This window comes from Parabacteroides sp., from assembly GCF_977054455.1.
The window spans coordinates 68,679-92,150 of record NZ_CDRTCT010000005.1 but is presented as its reverse complement, the minus strand read 5'-3'; the positions used below and the strand labels follow the sequence as shown (position 1 = coordinate 92,150).

Sequence of the window (23,472 nt, the reverse complement as noted above, 5' to 3'; positions counted from 1 at the left end):
CGTGGTTTTATACCGAATGCAGCCTCTACCTCCTCAAACTGACTGATCTTTGCATCTGTAATCATTTCACAAAAATAATACAAAGAATGAATAAATTACTACTATTTATGGTGACGGCAGTTAGTATTTTTAGTTGCACAAACGACTACGAACCGGGACTCATTGAAAATTTGGGCATGAAAGAGCAACCTTTAAGAATAATAACAAAGGCGCTAACGACAAAGTCTCCCAATTTCATGCAAGAATTTACAAGCGGGTCGGTCATCGGGTTGCATGTCGTCTCGGAAAACACCGGCAGCATCTACGATAGTAATCCGGATTACAAGAATGTACGGGCGGAAGCCTGCCTGTTGAACAACAAACTGAACTGGCGCCAGTCACCTGAGATCTATCTGCATCAGGAACCGGTCACCGTTTATGCCTATTACCCCTATCAATCGCAGGTAAACTTCGACCCTGAGAATATCCCGGTCCGCATATCACCGGATGCTTCCCTGACGAAAGATTATATGTACGGGATACAGGCCCGCGGACAACGGGCGGTCAACCAGATTTCCCCGGTCGCTTTACTCAACATGAATCATACGCTTTCGCTCCTGAGTTTCCAGTTGCGAATGGCACCGGAAACGAAAGGCTGTTTCCTGCTCCATGCGATCCAGATCGGAAACAAAGCCGGCGGCACGTCCCTATGCTTCGGAGGAAAGATGAATATCAAGACCGGAAACATCAGCGGATGCGTCGGGACGAATGCCTCTACCCGACTGAAACTGGATAGTCCGCACATGCTGAAAAAAATACCGGGCGAGCCGCAGCAGCTGATGGTGATCCCCACGTCGCGTATCAAGGCAGACGGAGATGTGGAAGTGCTCTTCACCATCAACGGAACGACATTCAAATATTATGTTCCTGCCGATACGAAGTGGGAAAAAGGAAAAAGATACATATACAACCTCCTTTTCAACGGTAAAGACATCACTCTCGAAAATGTAAGCGCCAGTGAATGGCTTCCCGTGGAAGGGAATATGGAAAATAAGATTCCGTAGTGCACCTCCATTCAAATTTAAATAGGGCGGAACCGCTTTTCATCCCGCTTCTCGTGACAATCTCATATTTTTATTTATATTTGCTACCAGAAGCGTATGGAATACAAATATAAATAAATGTCTGAAGGGGAAATACATAGCTTTAATATCTTATACACACGGTACTACAAGAAAGCTTTCTTGTTCACGAAATCGTTTGTACATGATGAATCCGTAGCAGAAGACATTGTATCCGATGCGCTGATCAAACTCTGGGAAATCCTGAAAACAAAAGAGACGGATCATGCCGATGCGTTGCTGCTTACAATCCTCAAAAACAAATCGCTCGACCACCTGAAACACGAAGCCATCAAAGCGGAAGCCCTTCATTCGATGAGCAGCATGAGCCAGCGGGAACTGGAAATCCGTATCTCCACCTTGCAGGCATGCGACCCTGAAGAGATATTCTCCGAAGAGGTTAAAAAGATCATTGCAGACACTTTGGCGACCTTACCCGGACAGACCCGCCATATCTTTATCATGAGCCGTTTCCAGAACAGATCGAACAAAGAGATTGCAGAACAGTTGGGTATCTCGGTAAAAGGCGTGGAATATCATATCACGAAAGCGCTCAAACCGTTACGCCTGCGGCTAAAGGACTATCTGCCCGTTTTATATTTTTTACTTTTAATTGAATAATCTTCGTTTTTCGTTTAGGGATGTTCCCTTTCCAATCGTATTATTAATAGAAGGGTGGAAAAACAACTACCCCAACGCATAATTATGGATAAAGAGACACTGCATAAATATATTATCGGCGATGCAAGCCCAAACGAAAAAGAGGCCGTTGCCCGTTGGATCGATGCCGATAAGGAGAATATGAAAGAATATCTCGCCTTACGCAAACTCTATAGCATAACGATTTGGCAACATGAGCCGGCTCATGTTGCCTCAGAAAATCTTTCTGAGGGCCGGAAACGGCGGACGCTACGGACGATCGGCCGTGAAATACTGAAAATCGCCGCCATATTTGCCATCGCGTTTTCAATTGTGTCCATATATAACCAACCGGAGCCGGAACCTGTCCGGCAGGAAGCCGTCATGCAAACGATTTACGTCCCTGCCGGACAGCGTGCCGAACTGACGTTGTCGGATAGCACAAAAGTCTGGCTGAATGCAAAAACGACCCTGACCTTTCCCAGTCATTTCGAGGGCAATAACCGCAGCGTCACGTTGGATGGCGAAGGTTATTTCAATGTAACCCACAACAAAAACAAACCGTTCATCGTCAAGACCGAGCAGTACGACATAAAGGTTTTAGGTACGGAGTTCAACGTCCAGGCCTATAAGGGAAATCCCGTTTTCGAAACGGCTTTGCTGAAAGGTTCCGTACAGATCGAATCGTCCAACCACCAGGACAATCTCCTGCTGGAGCCCAACAAAAAAGCTTACATGGAACACGGACAGCTTAAAACTTCCCCGATCACCCAATACAATTATTTCTTATGGAAAGAAGGGCTGATCTGCTTTGACGACAATACGATCGGTGACCTCTTCAAAAAACTTCAACTCTATTTCGATGTCAACATCATCATTGAAAACACCCGGATCCTCAACCAGCGCTACAGCGGTAAATTCCGAACCAGCGACGGGGTGGAACATGTCCTGAAGACCTTACAACTCAGGACAAAATTTAAATACGAGAAAAAAGACGACAAGGAAAGTACAATCATAATAAAATAAACAAGAGTTATTAACATCTTAAATCTATACTGCCTATGGGGAAAGGAAAGAATACATAAAAAAGCCGGAACGCGCTACCGACACACTCCGGCTAAGTCAATACCAGACAGGATTTTAATTATCTTAAGTATTAACGATTACAAGGCTATAAATGTATGAAAAATAATTTATACAGGGATTTCTATATCCCATTAAAAATGACTAATAAACATATATTGCGCATTATGAAAATAACCTTTACATCTCTCTTCATTTTCATAACGGGGCTATTCGCTACGGAAGCCAGCTCGCAAGTTGCCAAAGTTTCCATCAACAGCGAAAACATAAATATCCAGACGCTGATCAATCAAATCGAACAGCAGACGGATTACCTGTTTATATTCAATAAGAACGAAGTAGACCTTACCCGTAAGGTCTCCGTGCATGCAACCAATCAGTCCGTTGCCGACATCCTGCAAAACATATTCAATAACACCGATATTGTCTATGCCATGCAGGGAAACAGCATCATGCTGATGAAAGGGGAGAAAACGGAAAGCCCTATCGTCATGCAGTCAGCCAGAAAAATCACCGGCACGATCACCGACGAATACGGTGAACCGCTGATCGGTGTAAACGTATCCGTCGAAGGCACGAGCAACGGAACCATCACTGACGGTTCGGGACATTTCTCACTGTCCGCCTCTCCGGGCGAAACCATCCAGATCTCTTACATCGGATATGCTACCCGCCGTATCAAATTAGGCAACGAGCCGACTCTCAATGTCCAGTTGAAAGAAGATACCCAGGCCTTGGAAGAGGTGGTAGTGGTCGGTTTCGGAACGCAGAAAAAGGTCAATCTGTCGGGTTCGGTGGTTTCGGTCGATATGAACGACCTGGCAGAAAGCCGCCCGATCACGAACGTGACAAACGCCTTGGCCGGTGTTGCAGCCGGTCTGCAAGTAACGTCATCCAACAACCGTCCGGGCGATGACAATGCCAGCATCCTGATCCGCGGGCAGGGTACTCTCAATAATGCCGCCCCGCTGGTGATAATCGACGGCATGGAAGGTGAAATGAGCAGCCTGAACGTGCAGGATATCGAAAATATTTCGGTTCTGAAAGATGCCTCTTCAGCCGCTATTTACGGTTCACGTGCCGCCAATGGCGTAATCCTGATCACGACTAAATCCGGCAAATCGGGTAAACTGTCCGTTTCTTACAACGGATATGTGTCTTTTCAGAGCATCCGCCCGGGAGTATTAGACCCTGTAAGCAACTATGCGGACTATATGGAATATATCAATAGCGGATATGTAAACAGCGATATGGCTACCCCGTACAGTTCCACGGCCATTTCCGAATGGAGAAACGACAACGGGCAAAACCCGCTGAAATATCCGAACACGAACTGGATCGACGCGGCTTTCCAGAACGGCGTAGGAACCCAGCATAACCTGTCCATGAGCGGAGGTACGGATAAAATCCAGTTTTACGGCGCTTTCGGTTATTTCGATAATCCGGGAGTATTGGAAAATGCCGGTTACCGCAAATACAATGCCCGCACGAACATTACCGCCCAGCTGACCTCCTGGTTGAAGATGGGGATCAATGCCAGCGGTTTTGTCGGTAAAGCCGATCCGGGAAATGCCGGGCAAACTGCTACCGAAGCCGGCGAACAAGCCTCTGTCGGGGCATTCACCTGGGGCTGGGCGACTTCTCCCGCCATGATCCTGAAGCATGACGGACGCTACGGAGGTATCCAGAACCCGGAAGACGACGTGTCCGAATCCGGAAACAATATCCGGTTGGCTCTGAACTCCACGACAGGAAGCAACATCACCCGCAATGTCAAATCCCGTTTTTTCATCACTTTGCAACCGATCAAGGATTTATCGGTTACAGGATCGTACTCGTATGAATATACCGGACAAAACGTGAAGACAATGCCTGTCTTCAACGATATATGGAATTTCGGAACGAACCAGATCATGTTTTACGGCGAAGGACAGAGTTATATCACTCAAAAGCAATATGACCGCGAACGTAACTACATGGACGTCGTAGCCAACTACAACCATCGTTTTCTGGAAAACCGCCTGGGATTACAAGTAATGGCGGGCGCAAGCCAGGAACAATACCAGTATGAATGGCACACTGTCAGCCGCAAGGACCTGACTGTTCCCAACGGAAGCGTATTAGACGCTGCAAACGGTGAAATCAGTGCAAGCGGCAACCGTACCCAATGGGTGATGCGTTCCTACTTCGGACGTATCAATCTGGACTGGGAAAACAAATATCTGGCCGAGTTCAACCTTCGTTCCGACGGTTCCTCCCGTTTCCTGTCCGACCACCGCTGGGGTTACTTCCCTTCCGGATCACTGGCATGGCGCATCGACCAGGAAGCTTTCATGGAAGATGCCGAATGGCTCGACAATCTGAAGATTCGTGCTTCTTACGGTGCACTGGGGAATAACTCGGTTGGCAACTATTCCGCTATTTCCAGCTATGGAGCAGCTAATTACATCCTGAATAACGCGGTCAACACCGGTTGGTCTATCACAGCACTGGCTAATGCCAACCTGACCTGGGAAAAGACCAAAGTAACCGATATCGGTTTCGATTTCGGTGTCCTGAACAACCGTTTGTACGGAACATTCGACTGGTTCAACAAACAGACAGAAGGAATCTTGATCCAACTGCCGTCTCCATTGGTGCACGGTGCAGCCTCGACTCCGACCTCCAATGCAGCACAAGTTACCAATAAGGGGATCGAACTGTCTTTAGGTTGGAGAGACCAGATCAACGATTTCAGCTACAGCATCAACGGAAACTATATGTATGTCACGAATAATGTGGACAAATTCAAGGGCAAAGATTATAGCTTGGACGGAATCTATATGACCAAAGAAGGCGAAGCCATCCGCTCGATGTACATGTACGAAGCAGACCGCATCATCCAGACAGACGAAGACTTGGCAATCGTCAACAACATGATCGCCAAGAATCCGGACGCATTCAGCAAACTGGGAGCGACTCCTGGCAAAGGGGATATCTTGTTCAAAGACCAGGATGGAGACGGTATCATCGACCCGAACAAAGACCGCAAGGTTGTAGGCAGCACGATCCCGAAACATACATTCGGCCTGACATTGTCCGCCGCTTACAAAGGAATCGACTTCTCGATCTTTATGCAGGGCGTAGCCGGTGCAAAAGGATATCTGAATGAAAAATACTTCAGCACAAGCGTACAGAGAGGCTACCAGATCACGAAAGAGATCGCCGAAAATAGCTGGGCGGAAGGCATGACAAACGCCAAATATCCGCGTTTGACCTACCAGAACGCCATCAACAACCAAGCAAATACGCTGTGGATACAGAATAAAAACTATCTGAAGATACGGAACATCCAGTTAGGATACAGTATCCCGAAGCATTTGCTGAGCAAGATTCAATTACAGAAATTGCGTATCTACGGGAGCTTGGAGAACTTCTTTACGTTCACAAGCTACAAAGGCATCGATCCCGAACTGGATCAGTTGACCTACCCGACCATGAGACAGGCAGTTATTGGTGTTAATATAGAATTTTAAATATCAGGATCATGAAAAAAACAATTAAACATATAGGCTTAACAGCTTTCTCGAGCCTCCTTCTATTAACAGGATGCTACGACATGGATCAATATCCTGCCGATAAAGTATCGAGCGGTTCTTTCTGGCAGGACGAAGCTGATGCGAAAGAAGGCATGATGGGGATCTACAGCTCCCTCAAAAAGGATGATGCTTTCGGCATATATTATACTCGCGATTGTTTGACAGATATCGGCATCGGATTGAACTGGGGCGTTTATGGCTTTATCGAAGTAGCCCAGGGACAAAGCAATTCGACTACCGGTTTGTTCAAAGACATCTGGAAACGCATGTACGACGGGATCGCACGTTCGAACACCCTGATCACAAATATAAAACACGTAGATATGGACGAAAGCCTGATCAACCAGTATATCGCCGAAGCCCGTTTCATGCGTGCCTTTTTCTACAACGAATTGTTGAACCTCTACGGAGGCGTCCCCATCTACGACGAAACAACCGAGATAGATAAAGAATACGATAATATGTACAAAACCCGGAATACGGAAGAAGAAGTGCGCAACTTCATTCTGGCCGATCTGGAATATGCCTGCTCCGCTCTTCCCAAGACATGGGACGATGCCGATAAAGGACGTGTCACCAAAGGTACGGCATATGCCCTGAAGGGAAAAGTCCTGCTCTATAACAAACAATACCAGGATGCGGCAACGGCCTTTGAAGAAGTCTGCAACGGAGGTTACGGCTATGCCCTTTATCCGGACTACGCCGGACTGTTCAAACCGGGTGGAGACGAAAGCACGGAAATGATCTTTGCCGTCCAGAACATGGGCGGAGCAAGTACCGCTTACGGCATGCCGGTCCATTATATTGCCAACCGTGCTTCTTACGGAGGTTGTATCAACTGCCTGGTTCCATCGGTCGAACTGGTGGATATGTATGAATACAAGGATGGACGGCCGTTCGACTGGGACGAGCTTTTCCCCGGCTTCTCGACAGACAACACGGTGAAGGAGAATGTATTCTACAGCACGTTTGATGCGGACGGCAAATACGTAGCCGAATATCCGGAAAGCGTCGCAACCTTGCAAAAGATGTACGCAGAACGCGATCCGCGCATGGAATCGACTATTATCCTGCCTTACACAGCCAACAAATATAAAGGGTGGGTAAACAACGCCGCCAAAGATTGTGAAATGATTATCGCTCCATCGAACCCGTCAAACGAGACCAACGGATACGTGCGGAATGCTTTCGGGCATAACACCTATCTGTATCGCAAATTTGTCCCCGAATATGACATGGACGGATTGATCACGGACCGTTTCCATTCACCGACTAATTTCCCGCTGATCCGCTACGCAGACGTATTGCTGATGCTTGCCGAATGCTATAACGAAAACGGCAACCAGTCAAAAGCTGTCGAGTTGATCAACCAGGTACGCCAAAGAGCTGGCATCGCGCTCCTGAACTCCGGTCCGTCATACTTGCAGGCAACGGGTAAGGAACAGGTATTCGAACGGATCAAACACGAAAGAGCCATCGAATTCGCAGCCGAAGGCATCCGTTACAATGATTTGAAACGTTGGGGCTTGCTGATCTCCATGACCAACAACCAGGCACAGGTAGACGTTGTGGGAAAAGTCCTTTCCACCAAAGCGACTGAAGAGAAATATAAGCTCTGGCCGATCCCGCAGGAAGAAATAGACATGAACGAGCATCTGGTGCAGAACACAGGTTGGTAAAACTTCACCGGGTATTCGTCTTTCAATAACAAGAGGATGCGCCCAAAACTCCTTATCCCCGCGCTCGACGCGGGAAAGGGGAGTTTGGATGCATCCTCTCGTTTTATTCTATTGTCAATAAAGCCTGCCACTTGCCAGAGGCAAACCCATCGCGCACGGATTTACGCCTTAGGAGATGTTCCGGAAGGGGATGCGCCTGTCGTATTGGTGCTGCCGGTTCCTTGAACCTGTTTGTCGACTTCCCAATGGAACGGTTCGAACTCTGTATTAGGATCCACCCAAGACGGTTTCTTGGCAGCATAGATGATGAACGGAGCGGCTACCACCACGATAGCGCCGATAATCAGCACGGCAAACCAAACGGTATTGTTACCTGTAGAAATCTGGCTGGGCGGGATAAAGCTCAGGATGAAAGCGAGCAAAGAACCGCAGAAACCAAGACCGCCGATAAACCACATCAGACCGTTGCCACTCTTACCGATACGGAACGGACGACCGGCTTTCTTCATCCGGTAACGCAATGCGATCGCACCGGAGAACATCAGCATATACATAATCAGGTAAAGGATAACCGTCAGCTGTGACAGAATCTGATAGAAGCTCTGTACGGAAGGCATAACCACGAACAACAAGCTCAGGAATGTAACAGCCAGACCCTGGATCAGCAAGATATTTTTCTGTACGCCCAACTTGTTTGTTTTCTGGAAGAACGGAGGCAGATAACCGGCTTTACCTACGGCAAAGATACCTTTTGACGGACCGGCCACCCATGTCAATACGCCTGCCAGCACACCGAAAGCCAAGGCAACGGCGATAACCGGCGACAGCCAGGAAGCATGGATAAACTTGAAATAGTTGTCGAAACCGACCAGCAAACTCTGTGTCAGGTTAATATCCTTCTGCGGGATAATGATACCCAATGCGAATGTTCCCAACACGAAGATCAACACGGTAATCAACGCACCGATAAACACGGCCTTCGGATAATTGACGGAAGGGTTTTCCACATCTTTCACATGGATACCGCCCATTTCCATACCGGCATAAAAGAGGAAAATACTGGAAGCAAGTACCAGGTTATCGAATTTCGTAAAATCGGGGAAGAAATTGCCATGGAAGTCCATATTGGAATGACCGCCGGAAGCCAGGTACACAATACCTAAGATAATCAGCAAGGCAGCCGGGATGATCGTACCGACGATACCGCCCACTTTAGCCACTTTGCCTACCCAGCTCAAGCCTTTCAAAGAGATGAAAGTTGCGAGCCAGTAAATAATCAATACCACAACCAGCGTGTACATTTTGTTTGAAGCCAACGTCATGTCGTGTGCATCGTTCATTCCGATAAACGCGATGGAAACGGCGCCGAAAGTCAACACGGTCGGATACCAGATCGTACTTTCGATCCATTGCACCCAGATAGCCAGGAAGCCCCATTTCTTGCCATAGGCCTCTCCTACCCACCGGAACACCCCACCCTGTTTATCCTGGAACATGGCGGCCAACTCGGCTGCCACCAACGAGGTAGGAATTAAGAACACGATTGCTGCAAACAGATAATAAAAGGCTGAACTCAGTCCATACACAGCCTCAGCCGGCAGTCCGCGGAGTGAGACGACTGCCGTTACATTCATAATCGCAAGAGTAAATACTCCAAGTTTTACTGCTTTTCCAATATTTGCCATGAATTTTACTATTAAAATGTGAATTTTGTTTCGTTTAGTTTCGCTTGTATTGACAGTATAACAACTCCTTTTTGTGTTAGTTTGTCAACAGGATGTCAAATTTGGTTAATTAACAGACAAGTGTTAAAAACAAAAGGTATCATTTTGTTGTTTCATCGGATAAATCAGCATTCACCCAATAAAGACTAAATATTTAAAGATAATGAGAACTGCATTCAACGACTTTTTTTATGAAAAGCGAGGCATTTACGGAGTGCTTCATGTGATGATATTGCTACTCTCGCTTTTTCTGATTGTAGATATTTCGATCGACACGTTCAACAATATACCGTTCATCTCGCAGACTTCGTATCTGAAAACGCAGTTCTGGATCTGTATGTTCTTCATAGCCGATTTCGTATTGGAGTTTTTCTTATCAAAAGATAAAATTCATTATTTGCAAACTCATTTCCTCTTCCTGCTGGTATCGATTCCTTATCTTAATATTATAGACTACTATGGTTTCACCTTCTCGGCCGAAGTGACCTATTTCCTGCGTTTCATTCCGCTCGTACGCAGTGGCTGGGCACTGGCGATCGTCGTCGGCTGGCTGACTTCTAACCGGGCCTCCGGTCTTTTCGTCTCCTACCTGACGATGTTGCTGGCAATGGTCTATTTCTCCAGCCTGATATTTTTCGTGATCGAACATAAGGTGAACCCCGAAGTAAAGGATTACAGCGACGCCCTCTGGTGGGCTTTCATGGACGTGACGACCGTCGGCTCGAACATCATCGCGATCACGCCTACGGGGCGCATCCTGTCGGTTCTGCTGGCTGCTCTCGGCATGATGATGTTCCCGATCTTCACGGTCTATGTCACGAGCCTGGTACAGTCCGCAAACAAGAAAAAAGAAGATTATTATAATAAAACACATCCTGCCCCTGCTGGGCAAGCAGTTGATGCCAAACCAACCGACCCTACTCAAACAAACAAATAAATTCAAGATCACTTATTGTAAAAAACAAGTTATTTAACAATTAGCAGGTTTGGCGATGAAAGAGTTCAGATATTCTTCTTTTTGAAGGTAAAACGCACTTTTTCCATTTATTTGCTGGTTTATCGCCATGAGGACGGTCGTCATCGCCATAGCAAGGGACTTCATCGCAGTGAAGACGGTCGTCATTACCCATGAACCCGGCAACCCACGGCAACGAAGACGGTCGTCATGGCAAAATTCTGCGCAGCTCACAGTGAAAGGCCTGAAAAAAACGTTCTCCATAAATGATAAGCGCTCCGATCTCGTCTGCAAATATTCGATTCTCCGGGAGTTGGACTTTATCACATTTCCCTGTTTTTCCTACTCAGACTGACAAAACAGAAGCGATAACCGGACAAGCTGCCTACCACATACTTTCTGTTGTTAAACAAAAACCGTCTGACCGGACAAAATGTAAGATCAAAATGAACCGGAATTTGAGATGAAATAGAAAAAGGGCAAAAAAGGGGTTATTGTCATTTTTCTGTATTACGATAGTTTTATCTCTTAATACATGATTAGTGTCTGATTTTGGCAATCACCATGAATTGCTCCATACAAATACCCCATCCCATTAAGATTTTAGTTTCATCAGTTCCACAAAGTCCAACTTTATTAATTCCCACTCTTTCTCTTTCAGACAGATAGGGTCAAGCTCCTTATCAGCAGAAGAAAAATCAGTAAGATTGGAAATTATTTCCTTTTTGTCATGCGTGTATTCATACCGCTGTTTATGAAAGGATATCATTTGAGAAATAGTATAAGTATTCAGCAGTTCGTGTAAATCCCAAAAATCCTTTTTACGACCAATTCGGGAAATAACATCTATTTTCATCGCTGTAACATCGGGAAGACTTGCCATTCGTATACCATCAACTATATCGCATGGGTCTATAATCTCATCGTGATAAAACAAATCTACTTTTATGCTATCGTCTTCCAAATTTCCAATATAATACGAACGCCCAAACCCGACAAGGTCTGTTTTATCTGCACAATAGTAGTATTGATAGTTATTCCGAAAAAAGTTTTCATATACAGTAAAATCCAAGCTTCCATAAGGGACATTGGTAAACAAATCAATATCTACCGACTTCCTATGTCCTAACCGCAAGCTCAAAGAAGTACCACCAACCAAATAGAACGGCTCAAAAATAGAATTCCCCATTATATCATTGAGAATCTTCCTCAATAGAGGACTAACCGTTTCATAATGCAGTTTATTAGCGTTTTTCTTAGTCATTCGTTTTTTGGTTTAATCTATATTGACGTATTTTCCTCGGCTTATATAGTTTTAGTTGACCTGTCGAAAGATTATAAAAATTTTGAATTTCATTGATTTCTTCTTCATTACCTCTCTCTAATACCCGCTTGATAACAGCATCTTTATACTTACCCCAGTTGATTTTGTCGAAATCCGTGTCCCAAAAAAGTATTCGACGAATACGTGGACTACCAGTATACAGATTAGCTAATTCTTTCTCTCTATACTGTTTTATGTCATAATAAACTTGAAGTATAGAGAAAAAACCCTCTTCCAAGTTCAATACAGAATCTATTTTTATGGCTTGCTCCGTTGTTAAGTTTCGTCTGCCTGCAATAATTGCATTAATAGTTTGATATGGAATACCTGTTGCCTCTGCCAGAGAACGCTGAGTCAAATTTCCTTTTTTCAGTTCCCTTTCAATAAATTTTCCGGGATGAATACCTTTTATTATATCAATACGGCTATCCATAATTTTATCCTTTTCACAAAGGTAAACAAATTTGTTTACATAAGGTTCGCTTTATTAGAGAAATTACTCTTTTTACACCACGGCTCTTCCATTTTCCCCCTCTTGTTTTTCTGAAACACATCCGACATGATAAAGGAATACAAATTTAGGATTATCCAAAAGGCAATAGCCATTGATTATTTTTTCTTGTTTCTCTTGTTTCTCTTGTTTCTCTTGTTTCTCTTGTTTCTCTTGTTTTCATATTCTCTGATTTGTTTTAAAAGTTAACATCCTAAATTAATATATTCTTTTGGCAAGAAGACGAACATAAGTTAACACAAGGTTCGCATGTACGTGGTAAACATTTCCGGCAGGCAATCATTCCTTTCTTTAAGCCTGCATTTTGATTTATTGCTGATAACTACAAATATACGGCTAATATCATTACTAATTGAAATATAAAATATGTTTTTCAAGCAAATTCAACTAATCAAGAAACCTTTCGCCCACAAAAAACGAGCCTCCCGTCTCCCTGTCAACTACAGGGGCGTGAAGGCTCGTCAACTAAAAGAATAAACCGTTTTAATCGGTGATTGTAAACCGGGTACTGCCAAAGATGGAGATGCCCAGTTTATTCATTATGTATTTTATTGCCAATTGAGCTTTTACGGAGTTGCCGGAGCTGTCCAAAGGAGGAGCAAAGGCAGAGATACCGAAGTGTCCGGGCATGATACCCATGACGCCGCCGCCTACCCCTGTCTTGGCAGGAATACCGGAAGTGTACAACCAGTCTCCCGTACGTTCGTAGAAACCGACCGTAGCCACTAAGGAAGTGATTTTCGGCGACAGAGAAGCGTCGAAAACAGACTTCTTCGTAACCGGGTTCACACCGTCGTTGGCAACGGTAGCTGCAGCGATGGAAAGTTGTTCGGTTGTGATCCCCAATGAACACTGGCGGGTGTACAGGTCGAGCGACATATCCGGATCGTCATAGATACGGTTGTAGTTCTTCAGCAACCAGGCGATGGAACGGTTGTTGAAGTTGGTTGCCGTCTCGGACTTATACAATTCGTCGATCAACTGCGGGGCGCTTCCGCAAAGGTCGGTGATATTGGAAACGATAGCCTCCCACTTCTTGTCGGAATCACCGACCGGCTGCACCATGCTGCAAGCCGTGATCGCCCCGGCGTTTACCAGCGGAGTGGAAGGATGGTCATTCTCCAACAAGATCGCCATGATGGAGTTGAAAGGAAGGCCGGTAGCGTCGGCACCGATCATCTTCAGTACTTTTTCGGCTCCGTATTGACGAAGTGCCAGGATAGCCGTGTGCACTTTCGAAACAGATTCGATCCCGAAACGGTAGGAAGAATCACCCAGCGTAATGGTCTTACCATCCAACAGGCAGATACTGATACCGAACAGGTTCTTGTCGATATTAGCCAGATAAGGGATGTAATCGGCATTCTTGCCACCCGTATTATCCTTAAATTGCTCAAAGGCTTCCTGTGCTGCTTCTTTTATTTGTGAAACGGAAATTGTTTTATTCATAAACAACTGTAATTAAAGATTGATAGTGAAAGAGGAGGTTGTCGCAACAGAGTTGCAACTTCCTCGCTCTTGAATATATATAGTCAACAGGATTACTTCTTATGAGGCATGCCCGTGTGAGTAAATACGGAACCTTTCACTTCCTGGTTCTTATCCTGCGCAATACGCGTAGGAGTCGGATATTCGAGTTTTTCAAGTTCCGCAACGGCTCCCGTGATATCGTTCAGTAACTGGTCCGCCATGTCGCGGCTGAATCCCTGACGGGCAACGATACGCATCACGACATAGTTTTCAAGATTGTTTGGCAATGTATAGGCGGGAACCATCCAACCGCTTTGTTTCAGTTTATCCTGCAGGTCGTACAGTGTCCATTTCGCCTTTTGCGCATAATCCGGTTTCAGATACCAGATGAACAGCGGGTTCACGACTTCGTTGCTATAGTTTACGAACGGAGCCATCTTGCCAATCTGGTCATGCAGGTACTGGGTAACCGCCATGCTGTTTTCCTGGACTGCTTTATATCCTTCGAAACCGAGACGGATGAACTGGTAGTATTGTCCGAGGATCTGTGCGGCAGGACGGGAGAAGTTCAAACCGACCTGTGTAATGTTGGCACCCAGATAGTTCACACTGAACGACATGGAATCAGGCAGATAAGATTTGTCTTTCCAGACAACCCAGCCCAGACCCGGATAAACCAGACCGAACTTATGTCCGGACGTACTGATGGAAAGAACCCATTTCAAACGGAAGTCCCACTTCAATTCCGGTTTCAAAAACGGAAGGATAAAGCCGCCGGAAGCAGCATCCACATGAATAGGAATATCGTAACCAGTCTTTGCATTGTAGGCGTCGAGAGCTTTGTCCAAAGCCTCTACATCATCGTTCAGACCTGTCCATGTAACCCCCTGGATCGGCACGATACAGATCGTATTTTCATCACACATCTTCAATGCTTCTTCGGGATCGAGCGTAGTCTTGTCCAGTGTCAAAGGCACCTGGCGCATTTCGATCTGCCAAAGCTGGGCGAATTTTTCCCATACAACCTGAAATCCGGTAGAGATTACGAAGTTCGGTTTGTCTGCAGGCTTACCGGCGGCCAATCTTTTCTTACGCCAGCGTAGCCAGGCAGCCACCCCTCCCAACATACATGCTTCGGACGAACCGATAGCCAATGCACCGGCTTTCCATTTTGCCTGTTCGGGAGTATTCCACAAATTCGCTACGATGTTGATACATTTGGCGTTCATAACGGCAATACGCGGATATTCCGTCTCATCGATGTAGTTGATGTTGATTGCCTCGTTCATCAGTTTGGTTGCATAGTCATCCATATAAGTCGTCACGAATGTCGCCAGGTTCAGACGCGGCTGTGTCTGTGCAAACGTTTCGTCTTTAACCATTTGATACGCTATTTCCGGAGTGGTAGGACCATCTGGGATTTTGTCTACAGGAGAGGCTTGTAACATTTTTTCCGAGCCAAAGATCGCTGTCTTGGCATCACCTTTTCTGAAATTAGAATCTTCCATGTCTTTTTTGTTTTTAATTATTAATGGCGTTATCGACTCCATTCGGTCGATTGTAAGGCAAAAACAGCTACTATCCACAATTGTTCTGTGTTTTTGGTTAAACATACTATATTTGGGGTTTATTAAAATAATGAACATTCGCAATTCGAGATTGTTTCAATACAATAAATAATGATTTAACGAAACGATTATGCGAATACAGACCGGACAGGGGACGATTCCCCTTATTACATTAATAGGTATATGGTCGATATCGGCACTGAATGCATTGCCCGGCCTGGCCGTCTCCCCTATCTTAGGAAAACTTTCTGCGATCTTCCCCCACTCCACGGAATTGGACATACAGATGCTTTCGTCACTTCCTTCCCTTTTGATCATTCCTTTTATCATCCTGTCGGGCAAGCTGACGGAAAAGATCAATAATATCCTCCTGCTGCAAGTCGGCCTGGTGATCTTCTCATTGAGCGGGATTCTGTATTTGCTTTCCATAAAAATGTGGCAACTGATTGCCGTCAGTGCGCTTTTAGGAATCGGTTCGGGGTTGATCGTACCACTTTCCACTGGCTTGATCTCCCGCTTTTTCACGGGTGCATACCGGACGAAGCAGTTCGGCCTTAGTTCCGCGATCACGAATGTGACCTTAGTATTGGCAACGATTCTGACCGGTTATCTGGCGGAAGTAAACTGGCACCTGCCGTTCGTCGTCTATCTGTTTCCCCTGATCTCGATCGTTCTTTCGTTTTATCTGAAAAAGAATATTTCGCCCTATCCCGAAACAAGTACACATGCAACCGCAAAGCCGGCGGCTCCACAGGCCCAATCCAAACCGACGGAGGATACAACCGCCAGCAGCTTCGGCAAATTCGGCATACAGATACGGCATCTGATGCAGATTATGGCGTTCTACGGGCTGGCCACTTATCTGGTGATCATTATCAGCTTCAACCTGCCGTTCCTGATGAAGGAGTATCATTTCACCAGCGGGAATTCGGGCATCATGATCTCGCTTTTTTTCTTAGCGATCATGGCGCCGGGGTTCATACTTAACCAGATCGTCTCCTATTTCGGGAAAAAGACCAAGTTCGCCTGCATGCTTTCCATTGCGATCGGGATGGCGCTCATCCTGATCTCCCGGACGGAATGGCTGATCGGGCTGGGTTGTATCTTTGCCGGCTTCGGCTACGGCGTCATACAACCTGTCGCTTACGACAAGACGACCCGTACGGCGATCCCGTCCAAAGTGACGCTCGCGCTGGCTTTCGTGATGGCGATGAATTACCTGGCAATCCTGCTTTGCCCGTTTATCATCAATGTCTTTAAAGACCTCTTCCATATCGAGACCCAGCAATTCGCTTTCATCTTCAATATGGTGATCGCGCTGATAACCGCCGCGTGGGCATATGTCAAACAGGATTCTTTCTTATTTAACGACAATTTTAAATCCGCATAATATCAAACCGCATCAAGCATGAAGAATAAAATTACAGAAGCAAACGTCAGCATGGTAATATCCAAGACCTTCAGCGGTCTGAATATGAATGCCCTGAAATATCTGCTGCCACTCTGGATGACGCCGCTTTCGGGAGTTACGCTACGATGCACTTTCGCGGCAGTCGCTTTCTGGATTATCGGGATGTTTACGAAACCGGAAACTTCTACACGGAAGGAAAAGATATCTCTTTTCCTGTTAGGGGCACTGGGCATCTATGGTTTTATGTTCTTCTACCTGATCGGGCTGAGTAAGACAACTCCGGTCTCCAGCTCCATCTTCACCAGCCTCGAACCGATCTGGGTATTCATTCTTGCCGTAATCTTTTTCAAAGAGAAGATAACGAAGATGAAGGTTATCGGGATACTGATCGGGCTGGGAGGCGCCCTGCTTTGCATCCTGACGCAAAAGAGCGACGACCTGGCAGCCGACGCTTTTACCGGGAATATGCTTTGCCTGATGAGCTCGTTCGCGTACGCCGCCTATCTGATTATCAGCAACCGGATATTGAGTAAGGTCGGGGTGATGACCATGCTGCGATATACGTTTACAGGAGCGGCTTTTTCAGCCCTTATCGTGTCGGCGATAACCGGTTTCGATGCCAAGGTGCTGGAATTGCCTTTGCATTGGACGCCCTTCCTTATCCTGATGTTCGTCCTGATCTTCCCGACCGTCGTCAGCTATTTGCTCATCCCTATCGGCCTGAAATACCTGAGTACGACTTTAGTAGCCCTCTATGGCTATCTCATTCTGATTGTCGCCACCATCGTATCGCTCACATTGGGACAGGACCGTTTCAGCTGGACGCAACTGATAGCCATATTGCTCATCTGTTCCAGCGTTTACTTTGTCGAAATAGCAGAGAACAAAGAAAAAAAATAATTTTTTTCCCTTTCTTTGTAACAACTTCTTTTCCGTTCCCGTCTACTAAATGAACGCTCTTCAATAGCGCGCATTGAAAGAGCGGAACTAACGGAATTAAATAACGGTTAATACACAAGAAAGATGAAAAAATACATTGCAATCCTGATCCTCATTCTATCCTGCCAGGCAGGATACAGCCAGAGCATGGACAAACTGTTCAACGACTTTGCCAAGCAAAAAAACGTAACCCGCGTAACAGTCGGCCCGTTCCTGATGAAAATAAGCAGCCTGTTCACCGAGACGATGGGCGTGAACAGCATCGAAGTCCTTTCTTTCGAGGAATGCGGCAGTACCGTCAAAGACGATCTCCGCGCTGCCATCAAAAAACTGAAAGATCCGAATTTTGAAACAATGGTCAACTCCAACGAGGAGGGCAGCCGTACGAAAGTAATGGTACGCATTGACGAAGATATCATCCGCGAACTGGTGATCCTGACAACCGACGGAGGCGACGATGCCCTGATCCGTATCAAAGGGAAAATCAAACCGTCCGATATCGAAAAAGTAGTAAACGACCACAAAGATGGATGTTGAGAGCTTTAAAAGGCTGTTCCTTCCCCTTCATCCCAAGCTCTTCCGGATCGCTTACGCTTTGGTCGAAAATAAAGCCGATGCCGAAGATATCCTGCAAGATGCCTACTATAAGCTGTGGAGCCGGCGGAATGAACTGGCCGATGTCCGGAATCCGGAAGCCTTCTGCGTGACGCTGGTCAAAAACCTTTGCCTCGATTTCCTTCGTTCTCCCCGTGCGGGCAGGCATGACGAGGATGTCACCGAAGCCGTCAGCCTCTCGACAGATGCTTCTCCGGACAAAGAACTGGAAATGCAAGACAAAGTGGAGCAAGTCCGCCACCTCATCGACCGCCTGCCGGAAAATCAACGGCAAGTCCTCCGGTTGAAAGGGATTGAAGACTGCTCGATGGATGAGATAGAACAGATCACCGGCCTGAGTGCCGTCAACATACGGGTGCTACTTTCCCGGGCACGAAAAATAATCCGGGAACAATTTGAAAAATATTATACATACGAATATGAACGATAAAAAGATAGACGAACTGATCAATAAAGCCCTCCAGGAGGAGCAGGCTTTACCCGAAGGACTTTCCCGCAGGCTGGAAGAGCGGATCGACGCCTGGGCCGCCACGGAAGAAAAGAAGAATCGTTCATTGGCCCGTAGACGGACTTTATACTGGTTAAGCGGGGTCGCCGCCTCCATCCTGCTGTGTATCGGCTTTTTCCAGTACGATGTATCGTTCCATACTCCAGACCGGCGCGACACTTACACCAATCCGGAAGATGCCGCCGTCGCCGCCGAAAAGGCTTTGCTCCTGCTGTCGCACAACCTCAACAAAGGCATCAGCCAGGTAAACAGTGCCGGGCAGGAGATAGATAAAGTAAACAACATTTTAAACAAACATTTAAACGATTAATCTTATGAAATCCAAGAATATATTCCTGATCCTGTTTCTTTGCTGCACCAGCCTGTGTTTCGCCCAGGACAAACTGTTCGAAAAATATGCCGACATGGATAACGTGACATCCGTCTTCATCTCCAAGAAAATGTTTGACATGATCCCTAACGTAGAAAGCGGCGGTCTCAACCTGATGAACCTGAAAGGGAAAATAAACAACCTCCAGATCGTCACTTCCGACAAGCGGGAGGTACGGGACCAGATGCGAAAAGAATTCAGCAGCCTCATCGGCCAATCGCATGAAGAACTGATGCGGGTCAAGGACAACGACACGCGTGCCTCTTTCTACATCGTCCAGAACGGCGACCTGATCAACGAAATGATCATGCTGGCCGACACGGATTCGGACTATGTGGTCATCCGGATAACAGGCAAGTTCACTTTGCAGGATATACAGGATGTGGCAACAAGTTTTTCCCAAAGCGATAAAAAAGAGGTAACGATCAGTTACAACTAAAACTGAAAAAGGATTGTTAGCCCGAAAAAGATAAATATGCTTTTGCGAATACCTTAGTTCTGGTAGAACTAAGGCTATTCTTGTCTGTTGTTCGCTACCGTGACAAAATTAGGTATATAAAACGACCGGATGTTTTCAAAAATGATATTAAAATTAGCCAAATTGATATTCTTTCAAAAAAGATATTCTCCTTTTTTCCTTCCAGAAGGCTCCAATAACCTCTACAGATAAGCCAAAACCGACAACCGAGCCTACTTTTTTACAACTATCCGTACCGTATAGTTCATAGTTCTACCAGAACGAATTCAATTGTAATTTTAAATCATTTGCCTATGGAGAGAAGTAAAGAACACACCTAAAAAGTTTTAGTAGAGAAAATTAGAGTATTTCAACTGTTAAATTAAATTTTAATATTATGATCAAATCGATATGCAGCAATCTATTGTCAAAAGCTGTACTATTATCAGTATTTTTAAGCCCCGGATATGTGATTTCAAAAGCTCATGCAAACACAGAATCCATAAGTGGCATAGAACAAACGAACGGTAAACTGTCCGGACGGGTGATCGACGCAAAAGGAGAACCTATCCCAGGTGCAAACATTTCCGTCAAAGGGACCACTATCGGTACCATTACGGACATGGACGGTAATTTTTCCATAGATGTTAGCCCCAATCAAATACTCACCATCAGTTTCATCGGATATGAGACCAAAACAATCCCTGTCTCCAACCAGAAAACATTAAATGTCGTTCTGAAAGAGACTGTAAACCAGCTGGACGAACTTGTCGTCGTTAGCTACGGTACGCAGAAAAAAAGGGATCTGACCGGATCTGTTTCAAAGATAGATGCAGGAGAATTAGAAAGTTTCCCCGTAGGGCAATTTGCTCAAAAACTACAAGGGCAGGTAGCTGGTGTACAAATCAACCAGTCTACAGGACAACCGGGTAAAGGCATGGGATTCCGTATCCGTGGTGCAGCTTCTATCAATGGCGGCAGTTCACCCTTATTCGTAGTCGATGGGATCCCTGTCAATATGGATCTAAGCAGTATCAACCCGGATGAAATCGAAACTTTTTCCATCCTGAAAGATGCCGCTGCCACTTCCCTGTATGGATCACGTGCCGCCAATGGCGTCGTACTGATCACAACGAAAAGGGGGAAACAAGGCAAAACCCAGGTAGATGTAAACGCTTCGTTCGGTGTCCAGACTTTAAAGGGATTAAAAACTCCGGACGTTATGAACGGGGAAGAATTTGCCCAATACAAAAAAGAATACTACGAAGATGCAGCCAGATATGAAGGATATACCGGAGGAGTTCCGGAACAATATCAAAACCCATCCCAATACGGTGCCGGAACCAACTGGTATGACTTGCTGACACGCAATGCCGCCACGCAGAATTACAGTATCAGTGTGACAGCCAATAAAGACAAGTTCAACACGGCTATCGTATTAGGTTACTTCCGTCAGGATGGCGTCATGTACAATTCTAACTTCGAACGTTATTCTTTACGTGCAAACAACGATTATCAGGTTAACGACCGCTTAAAATTAGGACTGAACATAGCTCCCACCTTACAAATCAAAAACAATCAAAATACAGACGGAGGCTGGCAGATATTAAGTGCTGCATTCTTGGCTGACCCGACTGTAAATCCTTACGATGAGAACGGAGAACCTATTCTTTCTTTAAATTCTCCGGGGATGTTCCCACAGCCAAACTGGATACGTGTTTTACATGAAAAAACAAGTAAAACACAGGATTTGGCTTTATTAAGCAATGCTTTTGCAGAACTGGATATATGGAACGGCATCAAATATAAATTCCAGGCAGGCCTCGATTTAGGAGCCAAGAATTACAGGGATTTTACACCTTCGACATCCGGCGGAGCGATGTTCACTGCTCCCCCTCAGAAAGCAAGCGGACAATACAACACCAACTTCCATTATAGCTGGACCATCGAAAATATGTTGATGTATAACCACAAATTCGGAGACCACAACATCGATGCACTGGTCGGTTACAGCGCACAAAAATATTCCAACGAATATAACCAACTGACAGCAACCGACTTTCCAAGTGATGATATCGCCTGGATGGGTGCCGGTGCCACCAAAAACGGTGACAACAACATCGAGCAATGGACACTGGCCTCCGTCATTGCACGTGCAAACTACAGTTTCAAAGATCGCTACTTACTGCAGGCAACATTCCGCCGGGATGGGTGCTCACGTTTCGGAACAGGCAATAAATATGCGAACTTTCCTTCCGTATCCGCCGGATGGATTGTATCCGACGAGGCTTTCATGGAACCGGTAACCGATGTTATGAATTACCTGAAAATAAGAGCCAGCTATGGATTAACCGGTAACTACAACATCGGTAATTACCGGTATATAGCGGGAGTCAACACTTACAACTATGTCCTGGGTGGTTCTTTAGCGCCGGGAAAAGGATTGGGCAATTTAGGAAACAATGCCCTTACTTGGGAAGAAACAAAGCAACTGGACTTAGGTGTCGATATCGGTTTCTTAAACGATCGTATCTATTTGATGTATGACTATTATAATAAGAAAGTCGACGGACTTTTGTATCAGGTCGATATTCCGAGAGCTTCCGGCTTTTCCAACATTTATTCCAATATCGGTGATTACAAAGCATGGGGACATGAAATCACTTTGCAATCCCGTAACCTCGTCGGCGATTTCAAATGGACTACCAATTTGAATATAGCCTTCAACCGGAATGAAATAACCAAAATGGGAACAAACAACACCCCGAAAGGCGGATATTCCAATCAGGAAGATTTCAACCGTTTAGCTGTAGGAGAACCTATCGGTATATTCATGGGATATGTATTTGACGGCGTATATATGACCGAAGAAGAGTTTAATTCCCAGCCAAAGCACGCCTCATCCGAGATCGGAACAGTCCGCATGAAAGATGTCAGCGGTCCTAACGGTGTTCCCGACGGTATAATCGACAACAATGACCGTGTAAAAATCGGTGACCCGAATCCGGATTTCATTTATGGTATGACAAATGAATTTTCCTGGAAGAACTTCGACCTGAGTATCCTGATCAGCGGACAGGTAGGCGGCGACATCATAAATTCAAACTACGAGCATACTCTGAATATCGACGGTTGTTTCAATGTATTGAAGAAAGTAGCCAACCGTTGGCGCTCCCCGGAAAATCCGGGTGACGGACAAGTTCCGAGAACAAAAGCCGGTACAACGGAATTATTCCGCTTCAATAATAGCAGTTGGGTATATGATGCTTCCTATTTGACCATAAAGAATATCACTCTGGGCTACACGATTCCGATCAAACCGAGCCAGTACCTTTCCAAACTCCGGGTATATGTAACAGCCCAGCAATTGGCAACATTCACCAAATACCCAGGTATGAATCCGGAAATAGCCATGAATGAAGATATGGGATGGAACGGTTTAGGGGTAGACCGTACGACTTACCCGGTTCCAAGAACATTCAGTATCGGATGCAACATCTCATTCTGACAGAAAAACAAATTATAAATTTAAAACGAAAGA

The 23,472-nt window shown here is 45.7% G+C and carries 19 protein-coding genes; 13 read left to right on the top strand and 6 right to left on the bottom strand.

Annotated features, from left to right (window positions below; all coding sequences use genetic code 11):
* Positions 1–86 precede the first annotated feature (86 nt).
* The 5 genes from ACW6QF_RS03630 (at position 87) to ACW6QF_RS03610 (ending at position 8,079) form a co-directional block, all read left to right on the top strand.
* Positions 87–1,043, top strand: coding sequence for a fimbrillin family protein (locus tag ACW6QF_RS03630; protein ID WP_298552028.1), 957 nt, complete (start codon positions 87–89; stop codon positions 1,041–1,043).
* Positions 1,044–1,160: 117 nt separating this feature from the next.
* Positions 1,161–1,721 (top strand): RNA polymerase sigma-70 factor, encoded by a 561-nt coding sequence (locus ACW6QF_RS03625; RefSeq protein WP_298552029.1) that lies wholly within the window; start codon positions 1,161–1,163, stop codon positions 1,719–1,721.
* Between the two features lie 84 nt (positions 1,722–1,805).
* Positions 1,806–2,765: a FecR family protein gene (locus tag ACW6QF_RS03620; RefSeq protein ID WP_456086860.1), complete on the top strand. Its 960-nt coding sequence runs from the start codon at positions 1,806–1,808 to the stop codon at positions 2,763–2,765.
* A 224-nt stretch (positions 2,766–2,989) separates the two neighbouring features.
* Complete coding sequence (locus ACW6QF_RS03615; RefSeq protein WP_298552032.1) at positions 2,990–6,337, top strand: TonB-dependent receptor; 3,348 nt, start codon at positions 2,990–2,992, stop codon at positions 6,335–6,337.
* An 11-nt stretch (positions 6,338–6,348) separates the two neighbouring features.
* Entirely contained in the window at positions 6,349–8,079 is a 1,731-nt protein-coding gene (locus ACW6QF_RS03610) for a RagB/SusD family nutrient uptake outer membrane protein (RefSeq protein ID WP_456086859.1), read from the top strand.
* Between the two features lie 161 nt (positions 8,080–8,240).
* Here the strand turns inward: ACW6QF_RS03610 and gadC are convergent, their stop codons facing one another.
* Entirely contained in the window at positions 8,241–9,764 is a 1,524-nt protein-coding gene (gene gadC, locus ACW6QF_RS03605) for a putative glutamine/gamma-aminobutyrate antiporter GadC (RefSeq protein ID WP_298552037.1), read from the bottom strand.
* A gap of 202 nt (positions 9,765–9,966) precedes the next feature.
* Between gadC and ACW6QF_RS03600 the strand changes: the two genes are divergently transcribed.
* On the top strand, positions 9,967–10,740 hold the full coding sequence (locus ACW6QF_RS03600; protein ID WP_456086858.1) for a potassium channel family protein: 774 nt from the start codon (positions 9,967–9,969) through the stop codon (positions 10,738–10,740).
* A 33-nt stretch (positions 10,741–10,773) separates the two neighbouring features.
* Here ACW6QF_RS03600 and ACW6QF_RS03595 read toward each other — a convergent pair whose 3' ends face one another.
* From ACW6QF_RS03595 to ACW6QF_RS03575, 5 genes are all read right to left on the bottom strand, one after another.
* Positions 10,774–10,992 (bottom strand): hypothetical protein, encoded by a 219-nt coding sequence (locus tag ACW6QF_RS03595; protein ID WP_456086857.1) that lies wholly within the window; start codon positions 10,990–10,992, stop codon positions 10,774–10,776.
* Positions 10,993–11,353: 361 nt separating this feature from the next.
* Entirely contained in the window at positions 11,354–12,022 is a 669-nt protein-coding gene (locus ACW6QF_RS03590) for a nucleotidyl transferase AbiEii/AbiGii toxin family protein (protein WP_186929807.1), read from the bottom strand.
* A complete protein-coding gene (locus tag ACW6QF_RS03585) occupies positions 12,015–12,515 on the bottom strand; it encodes a HigA family addiction module antitoxin (protein WP_186929806.1) in 501 nt (166 codons plus the stop codon). Before ACW6QF_RS03585 ends, ACW6QF_RS03590 begins: the two co-directional genes overlap by 8 nt.
* Before the next feature lie 561 nt (positions 12,516–13,076).
* The gene (gene glsA / locus ACW6QF_RS03580) at positions 13,077–14,042 is read right to left on the bottom strand and encodes a glutaminase A (protein ID WP_456086856.1); all 966 of its coding nucleotides are present in this window, start codon (positions 14,040–14,042) and stop codon (positions 13,077–13,079) included.
* 92 nt (positions 14,043–14,134) lie between these two features.
* A complete protein-coding gene (locus tag ACW6QF_RS03575; RefSeq protein WP_298552048.1) occupies positions 14,135–15,571 on the bottom strand; it encodes a glutamate decarboxylase in 1,437 nt (478 codons plus the stop codon).
* Positions 15,572–15,761: 190 nt separating this feature from the next.
* On the opposite strand from ACW6QF_RS03575, the gene ACW6QF_RS03570 reads away from it, so the two are divergent.
* The 7 genes from ACW6QF_RS03570 (at position 15,762) to ACW6QF_RS03540 (ending at position 23,439) form a co-directional block, all read left to right on the top strand.
* Complete coding sequence (locus tag ACW6QF_RS03570) at positions 15,762–17,021, top strand: MFS transporter (protein ID WP_456086855.1); 1,260 nt, start codon at positions 15,762–15,764, stop codon at positions 17,019–17,021.
* An 18-nt stretch (positions 17,022–17,039) separates the two neighbouring features.
* Complete coding sequence (locus tag ACW6QF_RS03565; RefSeq protein ID WP_456086854.1) at positions 17,040–17,942, top strand: DMT family transporter; 903 nt, start codon at positions 17,040–17,042, stop codon at positions 17,940–17,942.
* 123 nt (positions 17,943–18,065) lie between these two features.
* Positions 18,066–18,518 (top strand): DUF4252 domain-containing protein, encoded by a 453-nt coding sequence (locus ACW6QF_RS03560; protein WP_298552053.1) that lies wholly within the window; start codon positions 18,066–18,068, stop codon positions 18,516–18,518.
* The gene (locus ACW6QF_RS03555; protein WP_298552054.1) at positions 18,508–19,026 is read left to right on the top strand and encodes an RNA polymerase sigma factor; all 519 of its coding nucleotides are present in this window, start codon (positions 18,508–18,510) and stop codon (positions 19,024–19,026) included. Before ACW6QF_RS03560 ends, ACW6QF_RS03555 begins: the two co-directional genes overlap by 11 nt.
* Positions 19,016–19,414, top strand: a complete 399-nt coding sequence (locus ACW6QF_RS03550; protein WP_456086853.1) for a hypothetical protein — start codon at positions 19,016–19,018, stop codon at positions 19,412–19,414. Before ACW6QF_RS03555 ends, ACW6QF_RS03550 begins: the two co-directional genes overlap by 11 nt.
* A 4-nt stretch (positions 19,415–19,418) precedes the next feature.
* On the top strand, positions 19,419–19,913 hold the full coding sequence (locus ACW6QF_RS03545; RefSeq protein ID WP_456086852.1) for a DUF4252 domain-containing protein: 495 nt from the start codon (positions 19,419–19,421) through the stop codon (positions 19,911–19,913).
* A gap of 415 nt (positions 19,914–20,328) precedes the next feature.
* Entirely contained in the window at positions 20,329–23,439 is a 3,111-nt protein-coding gene (locus ACW6QF_RS03540; protein WP_374044521.1) for a SusC/RagA family TonB-linked outer membrane protein, read from the top strand.
* Positions 23,440–23,472: the final 33 nt, after the last annotated feature.

Bases quoted from the DNA above. Each gene is read 5' to 3' on its own strand.
- ACW6QF_RS03600 (WP_456086858.1), top strand. From the start codon at position 9,967: ATGAGAACTGCATTCAACGACTTTTTTTATGAAAAGCGAGGCATTTAC.
- ACW6QF_RS03585 (WP_186929806.1), bottom strand. From the start codon at position 12,515: ATGGATAGCCGTATTGATATAATAAAAGGTATTCATCCCGGAAAATTT.
- ACW6QF_RS03615 (WP_298552032.1), top strand. From the start codon at position 2,990: ATGAAAATAACCTTTACATCTCTCTTCATTTTCATAACGGGGCTATTC.
- ACW6QF_RS03625 (WP_298552029.1), top strand. From the start codon at position 1,161: ATGTCTGAAGGGGAAATACATAGCTTTAATATCTTATACACACGGTAC.
- glsA (WP_456086856.1), bottom strand. From the start codon at position 14,042: ATGAATAAAACAATTTCCGTTTCACAAATAAAAGAAGCAGCACAGGAA.
- gadC (WP_298552037.1), bottom strand. From the start codon at position 9,764: ATGGCAAATATTGGAAAAGCAGTAAAACTTGGAGTATTTACTCTTGCG.
- ACW6QF_RS03545 (WP_456086852.1), top strand. From the start codon at position 19,419: ATGAAATCCAAGAATATATTCCTGATCCTGTTTCTTTGCTGCACCAGC.
- ACW6QF_RS03540 (WP_374044521.1), top strand. From the start codon at position 20,329: ATGATCAAATCGATATGCAGCAATCTATTGTCAAAAGCTGTACTATTA.
- ACW6QF_RS03550 (WP_456086853.1), top strand. From the start codon at position 19,016: ATGAACGATAAAAAGATAGACGAACTGATCAATAAAGCCCTCCAGGAG.
- ACW6QF_RS03610 (WP_456086859.1), top strand. From the start codon at position 6,349: ATGAAAAAAACAATTAAACATATAGGCTTAACAGCTTTCTCGAGCCTC.
- ACW6QF_RS03570 (WP_456086855.1), top strand. From the start codon at position 15,762: ATGCGAATACAGACCGGACAGGGGACGATTCCCCTTATTACATTAATA.
- ACW6QF_RS03565 (WP_456086854.1), top strand. From the start codon at position 17,040: ATGAAGAATAAAATTACAGAAGCAAACGTCAGCATGGTAATATCCAAG.
- ACW6QF_RS03620 (WP_456086860.1), top strand. From the start codon at position 1,806: ATGGATAAAGAGACACTGCATAAATATATTATCGGCGATGCAAGCCCA.
- ACW6QF_RS03590 (WP_186929807.1), bottom strand. From the start codon at position 12,022: ATGACTAAGAAAAACGCTAATAAACTGCATTATGAAACGGTTAGTCCT.
- ACW6QF_RS03630 (WP_298552028.1), top strand. From the start codon at position 87: ATGAATAAATTACTACTATTTATGGTGACGGCAGTTAGTATTTTTAGT.
- ACW6QF_RS03560 (WP_298552053.1), top strand. From the start codon at position 18,066: ATGAAAAAATACATTGCAATCCTGATCCTCATTCTATCCTGCCAGGCA.
- ACW6QF_RS03575 (WP_298552048.1), bottom strand. From the start codon at position 15,571: ATGGAAGATTCTAATTTCAGAAAAGGTGATGCCAAGACAGCGATCTTT.
- ACW6QF_RS03555 (WP_298552054.1), top strand. From the start codon at position 18,508: ATGGATGTTGAGAGCTTTAAAAGGCTGTTCCTTCCCCTTCATCCCAAG.